Source organism: Methanosarcina soligelidi, assembly GCF_000744315.1.
Taxonomy (GTDB): Archaea; Halobacteriota; Methanosarcinia; order Methanosarcinales; family Methanosarcinaceae; genus Methanosarcina; species Methanosarcina mazei.
Map to the genome: position 1 here is coordinate 812,384 of NZ_JQLR01000001.1, position 15,233 is coordinate 827,616.

11 protein-coding genes are annotated in these 15,233 nt (G+C 40.7%); all 11 read right to left on the minus strand.

What is annotated here, in order from left to right; genetic code table 11:
* Positions 1-26 precede the first annotated feature (26 nt).
* The 11 genes from M886_RS03590 to M886_RS03640 all read right to left on the minus strand — a co-directional run bounded on the left by M886_RS03590 (position 27) and on the right by M886_RS03640 (position 15,171).
* Positions 27-272 carry a hypothetical protein gene (locus tag M886_RS03590; protein WP_011033196.1) on the minus strand — a complete coding sequence of 82 codons (246 nt, stop codon included), beginning with the start codon at positions 270-272 and terminating at the stop codon, positions 27-29.
* 212 nt (positions 273-484) lie between these two features.
* Entirely contained in the window at positions 485-1,579 is a 1,095-nt protein-coding gene (locus tag M886_RS03595) for an L-threonylcarbamoyladenylate synthase (protein WP_048050673.1), read from the minus strand.
* Positions 1,580-1,705: 126 nt separating this feature from the next.
* Complete coding sequence (gene rbcL / locus M886_RS03600; protein ID WP_015411687.1) at positions 1,706-2,992, minus strand: type III ribulose-bisphosphate carboxylase; 1,287 nt, start codon at positions 2,990-2,992, stop codon at positions 1,706-1,708.
* 189 nt (positions 2,993-3,181) lie between these two features.
* Positions 3,182-4,294, minus strand: coding sequence for a DUF1646 family protein (locus M886_RS03605; protein WP_011033199.1), 1,113 nt, complete (start codon positions 4,292-4,294; stop codon positions 3,182-3,184).
* Positions 4,295-4,846: 552 nt separating this feature from the next.
* The gene (locus M886_RS03610; RefSeq protein ID WP_048050674.1) at positions 4,847-5,959 is read right to left on the minus strand and encodes a DUF1646 family protein; all 1,113 of its coding nucleotides are present in this window, start codon (positions 5,957-5,959) and stop codon (positions 4,847-4,849) included.
* A gap of 645 nt (positions 5,960-6,604) precedes the next feature.
* Positions 6,605-7,717 carry a DUF1646 family protein gene (locus tag M886_RS03615; RefSeq protein ID WP_048050675.1) on the minus strand — a complete coding sequence of 371 codons (1,113 nt, stop codon included), beginning with the start codon at positions 7,715-7,717 and terminating at the stop codon, positions 6,605-6,607.
* A gap of 1,025 nt (positions 7,718-8,742) precedes the next feature.
* A complete protein-coding gene (locus tag M886_RS03620; protein ID WP_048039570.1) occupies positions 8,743-9,855 on the minus strand; it encodes a DUF1646 family protein in 1,113 nt (370 codons plus the stop codon).
* Between the two features lie 1,124 nt (positions 9,856-10,979).
* The gene (locus M886_RS03625) at positions 10,980-11,477 is read right to left on the minus strand and encodes an Hsp20/alpha crystallin family protein (RefSeq protein ID WP_011033203.1); all 498 of its coding nucleotides are present in this window, start codon (positions 11,475-11,477) and stop codon (positions 10,980-10,982) included.
* Between the two features lie 33 nt (positions 11,478-11,510).
* The gene (hsp20, locus tag M886_RS03630) at positions 11,511-12,035 is read right to left on the minus strand and encodes an archaeal heat shock protein Hsp20 (protein ID WP_048037124.1); all 525 of its coding nucleotides are present in this window, start codon (positions 12,033-12,035) and stop codon (positions 11,511-11,513) included.
* Between the two features lie 191 nt (positions 12,036-12,226).
* Positions 12,227-14,482, minus strand: coding sequence for a CDC48 family AAA ATPase (locus M886_RS03635; RefSeq protein WP_048039569.1), 2,256 nt, complete (start codon positions 14,480-14,482; stop codon positions 12,227-12,229).
* Positions 14,479-15,171: an ArsR/SmtB family transcription factor gene (locus tag M886_RS03640; protein WP_048050676.1), complete on the minus strand. Its 693-nt coding sequence runs from the start codon at positions 15,169-15,171 to the stop codon at positions 14,479-14,481. The genes M886_RS03635 and M886_RS03640 overlap by 4 nt, the downstream gene beginning before the upstream one ends.
* Positions 15,172-15,233 lie beyond the last annotated feature (62 nt).

The following is a 15,233-nucleotide window of genomic DNA, read 5'->3' on the forward strand; positions in this document are numbered from 1 at the left end:
AATCCCCTTTTAAGAGAACGAAAAAATTATCTCTGCTTTCGCAGGGACCCGGCAGCAAAGAGTCCCTGAATTGAGACAACAAAGAAGACAAAAACCCCAGCCCACATCAAATAGTATCCGATATCAATTCCAAGGAGGTCTATTTCAAGAGTTGTCAAAACCATACCTGTAGCCAGGATCGAAAGGCTTATTAATGTCGTTTTTTTGTTCTGCTCGCGGACTTTCTTATAAGCCCGCATCTTTTCCATCTGTTCTCTTTTTTCCGCCTTCAAGAAGATCTCTCCAGATATCTAAAAAACACACATGATATTCTTCGAATAACATGCCCAAAAAATGAAAGTACTTGAGAGCACTTTCATGCCAAATAAATGGTTATCAACATTTGAACCTCGAATCGGAATTTCAGATCCGGGTGTCAAACTTCACTCAACTCTGACTGTCAAACCCTCACTTATACTCTTGCAATTTAACCGATGTCCCTGATTTAAACAAGATGCCTTACTGAAGCGGCTTCTCTTAACCGGTTAATAAGGGCAGCTCCAAGTCCTGAATGGGAAAAAGAACCGTCAGCAAGGATCACATCCAGCCCTGCTGCGTCAAGTGTCCTGAGCCCTTCAAATAATCTCTTTGCGGCTCCTTCCGGCTCTTTTCGGGACCCCAGTAAAAAGCAGTCGTGGACATTCAACTCTTCGGCAGTAAAAAAACCTGCGGTCTCATCACTGAGTAAAAGCCCGACTTTCTGGCCTTTGCTCACATGTTCTTCCAGCAAAATACCAATCTGTTCAGAAACTTTTTCTTCGCTTTTCCCTTCGACGAGCACGACCTGTGTATTGGGAGTGTAATGGCTGTACTTCTGTCCTGCCTGTTTTTCAGGCATAAGCATTCCAGACCCGGATTCGGCTCCCGCATATGTGGGCCTGATTTTACCTATAACTTTTTCAAGCTCGCCAATTCCTACGGCTCCTATCCTGAGCACGACAGGAGGTTCGACCGTCATATCAACAACGGTAGACTCAAGCCCTATGGCTGTCCCCCCTCCATCAATAACCGCATCAATCCTGCCTGCCAGGTCAGCCAGGACATGGATTGCCAGGCTGGGACTGGGCTTTCCTGAAAGGTTAGCACTTGGAGCAGCCAGAGGGGTGCCTGCCCTTTTTACAAGTTCCAGGGGGATCCTGTGGTCAGGCATGCGGAGCCCTATTGTAGGCAGGTTTCCCGAAGTGATTTCCGGAACAGTATCTTTTTTCTCAAGCACAATTGTGAGGGGACCGGGCCAGAAAGTGTCCATAAGCAAGAGAGCTTTTTCAGGAATATTTTTTGCAACCTTTTTAATGTCTTCCCTGGAATGGACAAGGAGACTTAGAGGGTTCCCCGGGGGGCGTTCCTTTGCCTCAAAAATTTTCAGAACGGTATCCGGGTTAAGCCCGTCAGCCCCAAGCCCGTAGACTGTCTCAGTTGGGAAGGCGACAGTTCCTCCTTTTCGGATGATTTCCGCAGCCTCGTCTATAATCACGTCAAAATTCACTTCAGAGACCCTCAAAATCCGGGTCTCTTTTTTATTTCCGTTTTCTGCCTTCACCAGAGGAAAACTCCTTACTGATTGTTATTTTGCTATTGTTTTGTTTGTAAAACCTGTGCACGGTTCATAGCCTATAATAGTGCTGCCGATATTTCCGCTTATACAGGCTGTTTCACACTCAGCAATTTATTTCTTCAACCATTTTCCAAGAGCGGTTTCAAGTTCTTTATGATTTTTCGCATAGTCCTGGAGGCTGATTCCTTCAAGGCTTGCTTCGAGAGCCTGCCTGCACGCAGTGGCTCCGGCTACTGTGCCCATTGGGTGAGCGTGAATTCCGCCTCCGAACTGCATAATAACGTCTTTTCCAAAGATAGAATAAAGGTCAGGGATCATTGTAGGAGCGAGACCTCCGGATGCTACAGGGAACATTGGCTTTAATCCCCCCCAGTCCTGGGCAAGGATATGCTGGCTTTCGTCGGCAGGCACTTTATCGAGCACGCACTGGTCCCTGAGGTTAAGGACTTCATGCTTTTCTCCATGCATTTTCCCGACAACAGTGCCTATGTGGAGCTGGTCAAGGCCTATCAGCCTGCACAGCTTGGCAACAACAAGCATGCTTATCCCATGGCGCGGGTTTCGTGTGTAGGCGGAATGCATGCAGCGGTGGGCGTGAAGGGCAAGACCCGCATCCTCAGCTTCCTCGCGCAGGGTTTGAATCGCAGTCCAGCCAGCGGGCACGATGTCAACCATTACATAACTGGCTCCAAGGTCTTTAAGAAAGTTCATGCGGCGGATCATTTCCCTGCAGGTGGGGGCAGTGACATTGCAGAGGTACATCTTCTTTTCCCCTGTCTCAGACTCTGCCTTTTCTGCAAGTTTCAGGGTAAGCTCGGCTCTCTTCTCAAAACTGTTAAATTTCTGATCACTCAGATTTTCATCGTCCTTAACAAGGTCGCAGCCCCCGACAAAAGAATTGTAAGCGACCTCAGCGTGCTTTTCAGAGTTCAGGCCGACTTTCGGTTTAACAATAGTCCCTATGAGAGGCCTGTCCTGTACGCCCACAAGTTTTCTGATCCCCGGCAGTCCGAAGTTAGGGCCTTTGAATTCATTAATCATTGATTTCGGGAAAGCGATATCCTGCAGCCTTACGTTATCAACTATTTTCATGCTCAGGATATTCCCTGCAACAGCACTGAGGACCTGAGGGACAGAACCCAGCTCAAAAAGCTCTTCCGAATAAGCAACCCTTATAGTCTGTGCACCCTCATCCGCATAAAAGACATGGGGTTTCAGTTTCTCTGCAAGTTCAGGACTCAGCGTAGCAATCTCAGTCCAGGAATCTATGGAACTTTCCCCTGCCAGATGGGTGGCAGCTTCTTCAAAATTCACTCCTGCTGTTGGTTCAATGTGGAATTCACAGACCAGATCCGTCTCTTTCGGGCTGTAGCCGATGTCAATATAGTCCCTTCTCATTTTGTTTTCTCCTTACTCCTGACTGAATATTAATTCCAAGAACATAATTCTGTTAAATAAAAATAGTAGTTCTGATTGAAGGAAGTAACTGAACATAAATAAAAACTTGTTTACTGAGCAAATAGAAATTAAATCGAAAGAATACTCTCAAAAGATGAATAATAAAAATAAAAAAAGAAATTTGAAAGTTTAGATTTTGAGTATAAACAGCACGATGAAATAGATAGTCATCGCGACAAGCCCGAGAGGCAACCCGAGTCTCGCCCACTCTTTACTGGTAATACCCAATTTGCTTGCAGAGATAATGTTAGGAATATTTCCTGGTATCATCATTCCTCCCGAGATTAAAAGTCCCATAAGGATACTCCTTATCTGGAATTCACTAAGGATAGGTCCTATCTCAGCAGCTGCCAGAGTTGCATTATCAAGGACAGCAGAGACCATGTTAATCCAGTAGAGCGCCATAGACGGAACCTGTATGAAATACTCGAATATGAGGGGCTTGAAACCTTCTCCGAGCAGTACGAGCGCCGCAATAAACACATAAACCTTGATAGCCCTCATCACGACATCCTTTACAGTCTCGTTATAGTCTGCAGATTCCATTTCATGAGCTTTTGGGTCAGCTTTTCCAAGGAAAAACACACCAAGAAGTCCAAAAGCAAAGACACCCGGGAAAATATATTTGCCAAGCATATTAAACAGGAACAGAAAATCAGCATTGTAAGGTTCGCCGGCTAACTTTGAAACAGCAATTGTTGAGAGAGGCTCTCCTAGGGGGGTAAGTGCTGCTCCAAGACCAATTGAGAAACATGCAATGATTGTAAGGTCTATCTTGGACTTTCGAGACAGAGGCATTGCATTAACTACCTCAACAAGAATTATTGCAGCAAGAATAGCCGAGATAATACTTGAGGATAAGCCGAGCACGACAATCAAAAGAAAAGCCAGAACCTTAACAGAAAGCATGTCGGTAAGTTTTCTGATTGCATTGTGGATTGGAGTATGCCATTTATAGATGAGCAGGCCGACTATAAGCACGATCTGGAATATGCCGATTGGAATACCAAAGATATCTCCAACGTGCAATGGAGCAGTCACTGCCTCTTCAATAATTTCTAAACTCCATCCTGTTTCAACATCGGGAATTTTAACAAAACCTGAAAGTGTCATTGCTGCGATACCGCAGACCAGCAGGAATACTTCCAGATTTTCTTCAATAACGTGTATTTTAAAAGGTCCAATCAATACGGTGAGGAATATTACAAGAAATCCAATTAAAACTCCTAAATCAAGAGCCATTAGTTTTCCTCCTTTAGTTATTACTCTAGGTCATAAAGGGCCTGAGAAAGTAGCTTGCTATTTAACAGCATGAAATTCTCGAATGGTTGGGCCTTATAGAAACCTGTTTTCTTAAATATAGTCCTATAATATATTAATCTATCATTATATTATACTTTAGAATTTTATTCCCTCCGTACAGTTGTCACAAACTTTTTGTTCTCGATTTTAACATTAATCCATTCCGGCATTTAACTCATGGGCTCCTTTACCTGCATTCAAACATTGCCTATAATTAAAGAGAAGAGCAAACTCCAAACTTAGGTAAAAACATTAGGAATATCGCTTCCAGAAAAAAAGTTATTTAGGAAATCTGTAAAGGAATTAACATTACAAAATAAGAATTAAGACCTGCTAAGGAGATAATCTGAGAATTTGTAACTAATTATTAGTCATATGAGGAGCTTTACTAAAGTTTATTTCAGATTCGGTGATTTTGAAGTTTATTTTATCACCGAATCTGAAACATATAATTACACTATATAATTACACCTGAATGGGTGCATTTTGAGCTTATATTCCAAGTACGAAGATAACGACGAAATAGATAGCCATCGAGATGACCCCGAGTGGGAAACCAAGCCTTGCCCATTCTTTACTGGTAATACCAAGTTTTCCTGCGGAGATAATGTTAGGGATATTTCCAGGGATAAGCATACCACCTGAGAGTAAAAGACCCATAAGTATACTCCTTATCTGTATCTCACTGAGAGCAGGTCCGATTTCAGCAGCGCAAAGGGTAGCATTATCAAGGATAGCAGAAACCATGTTAACCCAGTAGAGAATGCCAGAAGGAATCTGGATAAAGTATTCAAGGATAAGAGGCTTGAAACCTTCGCCGAGCAACACGAGTGCTGCAATGAATACGTAGACTTTTACAGCTCTCATTATAACGTCCTTTATAGTCTCGTTATAATCTGCTGCTTTCATTCCTGCATCTTTCGGGTCAGCTTTTCCAAGGAAGAAAACTCCTAAAAGACCAAACGCAAAGATACCCGGGAAGATATATTTACCAAGCATATTGAACAAAAACATGAAATCAGCATGGTAAGGTTCACCGGCTAATTTTGAGATGGCGATTGTTGAGAGAGGTTCTCCAAGGGGAGTAAGCGCAGCGCCAAGTCCGATTGAGAAACATGCAATGATTGTAAGGTCAATCTTGGACTTACGAGGAAGTGGCATTGCATTAACTACCTCAACAAGAATAATTGCAGCAAGAATAGCTGACATAACACTTGAGGATAAGCCAAGAACAACAATTAGAAGAAAACCCAAGACTTTAACAGAAAGGATATCGGTCAGCTTTCTGATTGCTTTGTGGATCGGATCATGCCATTTATAAATAATCAAACCGACAACAAGCACAATCTGGAATATGCCGATTGGAATGCCAAAAATATCTCCAACGTGCAGAGGTGAAGTCAGTGATTCTTCGATGATTTCCATCCGCCAGCCAGTCTCTTCACCGGGGATTTTGACAAAACCTGAAAGAGTCATTGCTGCGATACCACAAACAAGCAAAAATGGTTCCAGATTTTCCTCAATAACATGTATCTTAAAAGGGCCGAGCAATACAGCCAAGAATATTACAAGAAATCCAGCTAAAATTCCTGGTTCAAGAGCCATTACTATTTTTTCCTCCTATAGTTATCAATCTAGAGAATTAAAACCTGTAAAATTCGCCTACTGTTGAACGCTTTGAGTTCCGAATTTTTTACCTTATAAAAGCCAGAGTAATTATATATTCTTCCATAATATATTTTCCCTAAAAATGGAATTAAGCTCTTGTGTGTCTGGACAGGACTCTCAGGCTTTTATTTATCTGAAACTTACTTAAGATTCATATTTAGGTGTCTCCAGAAAGTGTTTTTAATTATAGTTCTGTCAGGCTGCTTTCATATCTATTATTCCAGAGAATCAAAAAAATCTGGATTAATTTATAGAAAACTGTTAATAAATAAAAGGGTTTAATTTCAGAGTTTAATTAAAAAAAGATGAGAAGTTAAATGAATACAGAAAATATTGAGTTTTAAAACGGATTACATTTTCTACAGGAAATTTAAAAAATTGCCGAAAGTATAAAAAAGCGCAAGTATAAAAACTGTATCTTCTTCAATCTTTTTTCCATTCGATTTGAAGAGGAATAATTGAAACTGCAAGCAGTATTATGAGGCTGTATCAAAATTTGTTCCAGAATTCAGTGATTTTGAAGTTTATTTATCACCGGATTCTGAAACTAAATCAGTATAGCCGAATGAGCATATTTTGAGCTTATATTCCAAGTACGAAGATAACGACGAAATAGACAGCCATCGCGACGATCCCGAGTGGGAAACCGAGCCTTGCCCATTCTTTACTGGTAATACCAAGTTTTCCTGCGGAGATAATGTTAGGGATATTTCCAGGGATAAGCATACCACCTGAGAGTAAAAGACCCATAAGTATACTCCTTATCTGTATCTCACTGAGAGCAGGTCCGATTTCAGCAGCGCAAAGGGTAGCATTATCAAGGATAGCAGAAACCATGTTAACCCAGTAGAGAATGCCAGAAGGAATCTGGATAAAGTATTCAAGGATAAGAGGCTTGAAACCTTCGCCGAGCAACACGAGTGCTGCAATGAATACGTAGACTTTTACAGCTCTCATTATAACGTCCTTTATAGTCTCGTTATAATCTGCTGCTTTCATTCCTGCATCTTTCGGGTCAGCTTTTCCAAGGAAGAAAACTCCTAAAAGACCAAACGCAAAGATACCCGGGAAGATATATTTACCAAGCATATTGAACAAAAACATGAAATCAGCATGGTAAGGTTCACCGGCTAATTTTGAGATGGCGATTGTTGAGAGAGGTTCTCCAAGGGGAGTAAGCGCAGCGCCAAGTCCGATTGAGAAACATGCAATGATTGTAAGGTCAATCTTGGACTTACGAGGAAGTGGCATTGCATTAACTACCTCAACAAGAATAATTGCAGCAAGAATAGCTGACATAACACTTGAGGATAAGCCAAGAACAACAATTAGAAGAAAACCCAAGACTTTAACAGAAAGGATATCGGTCAGCTTTCTGATTGCTTTGTGGATCGGATCATGCCATTTATAAATAATCAAACCGACAACAAGCACAATCTGGAATATGCCGATTGGAATGCCAAAAATATCTCCAACGTGCAGAGGTGAAGTCAGTGATTCTTCGATGATTTCCATCCGCCAGCCAGTCTCTTCACCGGGGATTTTGACAAAACCTGAAAGAGTCATTGCTGCGATACCACAAACAAGCAAAAATGGTTCCAGATTTTCCTCAATAACATGTATCTTAAAAGGGCCGAGTAATACGGCCAAGAATATTACAAGAAATCCAGCTAAAATTCCTGGTTCAAGAGCCATTACTATTTTTTCCTCCTATAGTTATCAATCTAGACCACAAAATTCTTTAAGAGTTTATTATACTGTTAAACTCCTTTAGAGGCTAGAATGTTTTAGTGTTATAAGAGGTGTTCTATTTAATCTTCCATAATATATTAGTGTTTAATATATAAAGAAAGTATTACATTTTTTCCAAAGATGGATATTTTATTTTCATTTGAAACCCTGATAAAGCATATTTTTATCATTAAAAAAGGATTTTTGGCCCATATTTTCAGTAAATAAAACTGTTTGGCGCTGGTAATACAAATAATAAACATTTGACGTCTTTTTATAAATAATAGCCAGTGTGAGATAAAAAAACATAATCAAAGAGTCGATCCAAAAGAAGTAAGGATAGTAAGTTTATAAGCCCTAGAAATCTCAAGGCTCCGTCTTATATCAAGATAAAGTGATCTGAGTTAAACATAAAATAATATTAAACATAAAATAATAATAAGTATAAAATAATAATAAGTATAAAAAATAGTGAATATAAAAAATAGTGAATAAAAAAAATAGTGAATAAAAATAATAGTGAATATAAAAAATAGTGAATATAAAAAATAGTGAATAAAAATAATAGTGAATATAAAAAATAGTGAATATAAAAAATAGTGAATAAAAATAATAGTGAATAAAAATAATAGTAAATAAAAACAATAGATATAGAAAATAATATCTCGTATTTCCTGCAGGGTTTTAAATCGAAGGTTATCAACAAACTATCAAAAAATGATATCCTCTTCAAATTTCATGGAGAAATTCGATTCAAGATATGAAAGAATTTTGTGGTATGGATTGATAGGATTATGTGGTCTCTTGAGTGTATTTATTAAATTTTAGATTTCATATCTGTGAAAATTACTTTTCCTGTAAACTTGAAGAGAATATTATGAATTTGTAATCACTAATGGAAATATACCGGAATTTGTTCCAGAATCCGGCTTTTCATTACCAGATTTCGGAACTGACCGGTACAACTTTTCTGGTGGGCATATTTGAGCTTATATCCCAAGCATGAAGATGAGGACGAAATAGACAGCCATTGAGATGACCCCAAGAGGGAGTCCAAGTCTTGCCCATTCTTTACTGTTAATACCAAGTTTTCCTGCAGAGATAATATTAGGGATATTTCCAGGGATAAGCATACCACCTGCAATTAAAAGACCCATAAGTATACTCTTAATCTGGATTTCACTGAGAGCAGGTCCGATTTCAGCAGCTGCGAGGGTAGCATTATCAAGAATGGCAGAAACCATGTTAACCCAGTAGAGAATACTAGAAGGAATCTGGATAAAGTATTCAAGGATAAGAGGCTTGAAACCTTCTCCAAGGAATGTTAGAGCCATGATAAACACATAAACTTTGACCGCCCTCATCACGACATCCTTTACAGTCTCGTTATAGTCTGCTGCTTTCATTCCTGCCTCTTTCGGGTCAGCTTTTCCAAGGAAAAACACTCCAATAATACCGAAAGCGAAGATACCTGGGATAATATACTTACCAAGCATATTGAACAAAAACATGAAATCAGCATTGTAAGGTTCACCGGCTAATTTTGAGATGGCGATTGTTGAAAGAGGTTCTCCTAGGGGGGTAAGTGCTGCTCCAAGTCCGATTGAGAAACACGCAATAATTGTGAGGTCTATCTTGGACTTGCGAGAGAGAGGCATCGCATTAACTACCTCAACGAGAATAATTGATGCAAGAATAGCCGACATAACACTTGAAAGAAGTCCCAGAATAACAATAAGGAGAAAACCTAAAACCTTAACAGAAAGCATATCAGTCAATTTCCTGATTGCTTTGTGGATTGGAGAATGCCATTTATAAATAATCAAACCGACTACAAGCACGATCTGGAATATGCCGATTGGAATACCAAAGATATCTCCAACGTGTAACGGGGCAGTAAATGCTTCTTCGACGATCTCCATCCGCCAGCCGGTCTCATTACCCGGGATTTCGACAAAACCTGAAAGAGTCATTGCTGCAATACCGCAAACAAGCAAAAATGGTTCCAGATTTTCCTCAATAACGTGTATCTTAAAAGGGCCGAGCAATACGGCCAGGAAGATTACAAGGAATCCAGCTAAAATTCCTGGTTCAAGAGCCATTACTTTTTTCCTCCTTTACTAATAAACATATAGCGTTCCCACAGTAAAGTAAAACTTGATAAACTGTAGATTTGAAATCCCTTATTAACAGTATAACTAATATTGAGGGATGAAATAACCGAACTAATATTGCAATAATTACTGGTTGATATGAAGAATCATTAACTGTAAACAGTAGATTACAAACTAATTGAAGAATTTGTGTCCTGTTGAACGCTGCGAAGCCCCATTTTTTAGCCTTGCAGAGACCTTTTCTGTGCTATAGACCTGTTCAATTTCATACATTTGAAAAATCAATTTATTAATAATTTTCAAATGGAAAAGTCCCGATCCACAATTGTTATGTACAATTGAAATATTATCAGACAATTCACATGAAGTTGAGTCATTCTATCGGCAAGACCGCCTCTATTTTTTAATCCATGGAGTTAAGAAATTAAGATAAAGAACAAAGTGTGATCCCGGATTTTTAATGTTAAAAATTACACAGATCAGAACTAATATCCATATATCTTTCTCTCAATCCATCATGCTTTGTTTATATCGGGGCTATAGAGATCTTGTTACTCTAAGATAGGTATATAGTTTTTGCTTTTGTTATTATCAAAAGTGAAAGGTTTAGCGTAAAAATTCCCAGCTGGAAAATTAATAAAAAGAGATTAAGCGCCAGAAACAGGAAATTCATAAACTTGCTATATTTTTTTATTTTGGATCAAATAGTTTTTATACATCTTTTTTTAAGAATTTAAACCCATAAAATAAATATTTTTTATTTATACTCAATATTTTCCCAGAAAAACCGGAATTCGAGCTTGGAACTCTAATGACGAAAAATATATTCAGAGATTATCCATAAAAAAATTTGATAAACTACCAATATAAAAGTGAAAAAAGAATAGAATAAAATAAAAAAGTAGATAAAAAAAATTAATTCTTTTGGACCAGCAGAGAGAATATTCGCTTTATAGGTATTCCTATGGGCTTTATCTTTTTAATTAGAACATCAGCTTATATTTGTCCAGAGCTTCAAATTTTCTCTCGAATCTGCAGTTCGAGCTTGAAATTATTCACAGTTCCAGACTGCATTATATAACCCTTAAAAAAATATATAGGGTTGATAAATATTAGCTGATCTTAATTTCAACTGGTTTTTCTTCAACACAGCGCCTGAAGATAACTTCAAGCACCCCATTTTTATAGCTGGCTTTTGCACTCTTCGGGTCCACGGGAACAGGAAGTTCCACATCTTCCGAAAATTCAGAAAGCCCTGTGACTTTAATTTCAAGGTTCTGGGCAGTCGCATGCAGCAGAAGGTTTTCCTTTTCGATTTCTGGGAATTCTGCAAGTACGTGCACCATATCTTCATTTTCGAAGATATCAATTAAAGGTTCTTTTGTTTCTGAAGGAAAGAAGTTCTCTTCTTTTTGAGGGTATTCCGGAACGTTTCCGAATTCCCGGAGTTCGGGATCTTCCCCCGGGCGGTGAATGATAGAAAATCCGTAAACAAAGGGGCCGGATTCTCCCATTTCTTCCAGGAGGGCTTCGATAATCTCTTCCAGGTTGTCAAAAAGTTCAGACCCAAAGTCTTCAAAGAAATCCTTTCTTTTTCTTATGCCCACCATTATTACCTCTTATTTTCCTCACGCTCCCGAAGATCACTCAATATTGATTGAAGTTCGAGAACTGGACTCCATTTTGTTAAAGGTAACCTCCAGGACGCCGTTTTTATAAGTGGCTCTGGCACTCTGGGGATCCACCTTTACTGGCAGTTCAACACGTTCGGAATATTTTGGATTCCCATCTAATGTTTCGATGTCAAGTATTAAATCAGTTGCGTTCAGTTGGATATTTTCTTTATCGATGCCTGGCATCTCGGCAATCACATGGACTGCTTCTTCGCTTTCCAGTACATCAATAAGGGGTTTTCTTATGTCAAGATAGCGCTTTTCTCCGGTTTCAGTCTGCTCAAACATCGGGATATTCCCAAATTCCCGGATTTCAGGCTCTTCCCCTGGCCTCTGGGTTACAGAAAAGCCGTAAACAAACGGGTGTTGCCCGAAGTTGTCCATGCTCATGCCCATAGCCCTGCTGAGGCGCTCGAACATTTCTTCCATATCCTGCAGGGGATCAATTCCGAATATTTCATCGAAAAAACTTCTTCTTCTCCTGTCTCTGTCCATCTAATCACATCGTTATTAAGTTATGCGTATTGAGTTTCTTAAGTGAGTGCTACTCAAATCAATAAAGTTTTCAATTAAACTGGCTGCTCTTTTCCTGGCAAAAATTAAAGTGCCGGAATTTACCGGCTGGTCAAATAAAGTTTTATCTGCCTGCAGAAAATCCGGGATATCTTTTTCTTAGGAATCTTTTCTTAGACCCTGGTTTCCTGATCTTTTTCTTCGACCTTGATTTCCTGATCTTTTTCTTCTGAAGACTCTTCCTCAAAATCAGTTGCGTACCTGGCAAAGAGTTCAGCACTCTTTTCATAGGCACTCAGAGTTTCTCTGGATGTTGTGGGCTTTACACGGCGGATCGCTTTTTCGAAGTGCCTTTTTGAAAGACGGACTTCTGCTGCCTTTTCCTGGATGTTCTTCCTATCAGCACCCGGAGTGACGATTTCCCTGAGGGCTAGCATTGCAGCTTCCCTGCAGATGCCTTCAATATCCGCACCCACATACCCTTCGGTCATCTCAGCGAGCTCAGAGAGTTTTACATCTTCTGCAAGCGGTTTTTCTTTCGCATGAATCTCAAAGATCTTCTCTCTTCCTTCTTTTCCAGGAGGCTTGATGTAGATGAGCCTGTCAAAGCGGCCGGGTCTCAGAAGGGCAGGGTCTACCATATCCGGCCTGTTTGTAGCGGCGACTATGATTACGTCTTTCAGCTCTTCTATCCCGTCAAGTTCCGTAAGGATCTGGCTGACCACTCTTTCGGAAACATGCGTGTCGGAAACAGAGCTTCTTTGAGGAGCAATGGAATCGATCTCATCAAAGAAGATTACAGTCGGAGCAGCCTGTTTTGCTTTCCTGAACGTTTCCCTTATCGCACGCTCGGATTCACCCACATACTTGCTGAGGAGTTCTGGGCCTTTAATGCTGATGAAATTAGCCTCACTTTCATTTGCAACAGCTTTTGCAAGCAAAGTTTTACCAGTACCCGGCGGCCCGAAGAGAAGGACGCCTCTCGGAGGCTTTATACTGACAGCCTTGAACATTTCAGGATATTTGAGAGGCCATTCCACAGACTCGATAAGTTCCTGTTTTGCTTTCTCAAGCCCGCCTATATCGTCCCAGCCAACATGCGGAACTTCAATATAGACTTCTCTCATAGCTGAAGGCTCAATATTTTTCAGGGCTTCTCTGAAATTTTCTTTTGTGACCACAAGGTTGTCGATGATCTCCTGTGGAATCTCCTCTTCGATATCAATTTCTGGAGTGATCCTTCTGAGTGCATGCATTGCAGCTTCCTTACAGAGGGATGAGAGGTCAGCTCCCACAAAACCATGGGTCACATCTGCGATCTCACTGAGGCTCACTTCATCTTCGAGTGGCATGCCTCTAGTATGGATCAGGAGAATCTGCTTCCTGCCGTTTCTGTCAGGTATTCCGATCTCGATCTCTCTGTCAAACCTTCCACCGCGGCGGAGAGCTTCATCAATGGAGTTCGGGCGGTTTGTAGCAGCTATGACCACCACTTCGCCCCTGGACTTGAGCCCGTCCATCAGGGAAAGCAGCTGGGCTACAACCCTTCTTTCCATTTCCCCGGTAACTTCGCCGCGTTTAGGGGCGATTGAGTCTATTTCGTCTATGAAGATGATGGAAGGAGCATCCTTCTCGGCTTCTTCGAAGATTTCCCTGAGTTTCTGTTCGCTTTCTCCGTAATACTTGGAGACGATTTCAGGACCGCTGATTGTAATAAAATTGGCATCGGTTTCGCTTGCGACAGCCTTTGCAATCATGGTCTTACCCGTTCCAGGCGGTCCGTGAAGAAGAACTCCTTTTGGAGGCTCGACACCCAGCTTCTGGAAGAGTTCAGGATGCCTCATTGGCAGCTCAATCATTTCCCTTACAAGCTGGATTTCCCGTCTGAGCCCTCCGATATCTTCGTAGGATATACCTTCAGGAGCCTTGATCTCTTCAATTGATTTTTCTTTAATGATGATTTCAGTATCTTTGGTAACAACAACAGGACCTGCAGGTCTTGTAGATGCGACCACGAAAGTCAGAGGGTTGTTTACGGTTTCAACCCTTATTTGCTGACCTTTATTTAGAGGTCTGCCCTCAATTATTCTCAGGATGTAATGAGCACCGCCCACAAGCCTGACAGGCTGGGATGGAGCAAGTGTAACCCTCTGAGCATGCTTTGCCTGGACCTTCTGAATAGTGACTCTGTCGTCTATTCCTACCTTTGCATTGCTCCGCAGGTTTCCATCTATTCTGATCCTGTTTTCCTGCCCACGTTCGACGTTTGGCCAGACAATTGCGTAGGTTTTGGATCTGCCCGAAATCTCAATTATATCCCCGCTTACAAGTCCCATTTCCTGCATTAAACGGGTGTCGATTCTTGCAATTCCCCTTCCCACGTCTTTATGATAAGCCTCAGCTACTCTCAAATTAATTTCTTCAGTCATTTATTTTCAACTCCGGTCTCACATATTTTCCAGTACTGCTGGCTATTTTTGATCGTATACTCAACAAAGCCTCTTTCTGCAAGATCCATAAGGTTAGAGTTTATAATGCTGGGATGCAGACGCAGGTTATAGCAAAGGACTGCCGCTGTAGCCTCGTTTTTCAAAAGCTCGAACAGAAGCTCGCATTCTACAGGGTTTCTGGCAATATCCTCGATGGAATCCAGGCATTTATCCATCAATTCCGTATATTCAGCCTGAAGTTGTTTCTGCATCTGTGCAAGCTCTTCCTGTTTTATTCTAAGTTCACGGAGCCTTTCGCTCAGCTTCAGGAAGAAGCAGGATGATTCATCTCTGGTAGCAGATCCATTATTTTCGACAGCATAACTTTCCCGTTTTTTCTCCCTGTCGAAGTTGATGTCCTGAAGAGCCATCGTATATGAATAAGGTGATACAGATACCTCAAGCCGCACGTTATTTGCAATATTGAAATATTTGCGCCTTTGCTCGTCCACACTGCACTCGATCAGTCCTGCCTGTTCTAACAGGCTAAGGTGACTGATAATCGCCTTTGGTCCTACCCCCAGCCTGCCTGAAATCTCACTGACATAGCAGGGGCGGTTTGCAAGAAGCTGAATTATCTTCCTGCGGTTTTCATTCCCCAGGATGTCAAGTAATTTTGCTGGGTCCATTTTTCCCCCTCTGGTGATCGCTGAAATTTACTATTGAAATTACTATTAATTAATGATGAGTT

Excerpts from the sequence above, each read along its gene's own strand:
- M886_RS03605 (WP_011033199.1), bottom strand. The coding sequence starts at position 4,294 with ATGGCTCTTGATTTAGGAGTTTTAATTGGATTTCTTGTAATATTCCTC.
- M886_RS03620 (WP_048039570.1), bottom strand. The coding sequence starts at position 9,855 with ATGGCTCTTGAACCAGGAATTTTAGCTGGATTCCTTGTAATCTTCCTG.
- M886_RS03625 (WP_011033203.1), bottom strand. The coding sequence starts at position 11,477 with ATGGTGGGCATAAGAAAAAGAAAGGATTTCTTTGAAGACTTTGGGTCT.
- M886_RS03615 (WP_048050675.1), bottom strand. The coding sequence starts at position 7,717 with ATGGCTCTTGAACCAGGAATTTTAGCTGGATTTCTTGTAATATTCTTG.
- M886_RS03610 (WP_048050674.1), bottom strand. The coding sequence starts at position 5,959 with ATGGCTCTTGAACCAGGAATTTTAGCTGGATTTCTTGTAATATTCTTG.
- M886_RS03640 (WP_048050676.1), bottom strand. The coding sequence starts at position 15,171 with ATGGACCCAGCAAAATTACTTGACATCCTGGGGAATGAAAACCGCAGG.
- M886_RS03635 (WP_048039569.1), bottom strand. The coding sequence starts at position 14,482 with ATGACTGAAGAAATTAATTTGAGAGTAGCTGAGGCTTATCATAAAGAC.
- hsp20 (WP_048037124.1), bottom strand. The coding sequence starts at position 12,035 with ATGGACAGAGACAGGAGAAGAAGAAGTTTTTTCGATGAAATATTCGGA.
- rbcL (WP_015411687.1), bottom strand. The coding sequence starts at position 2,992 with ATGAGAAGGGACTATATTGACATCGGCTACAGCCCGAAAGAGACGGAT.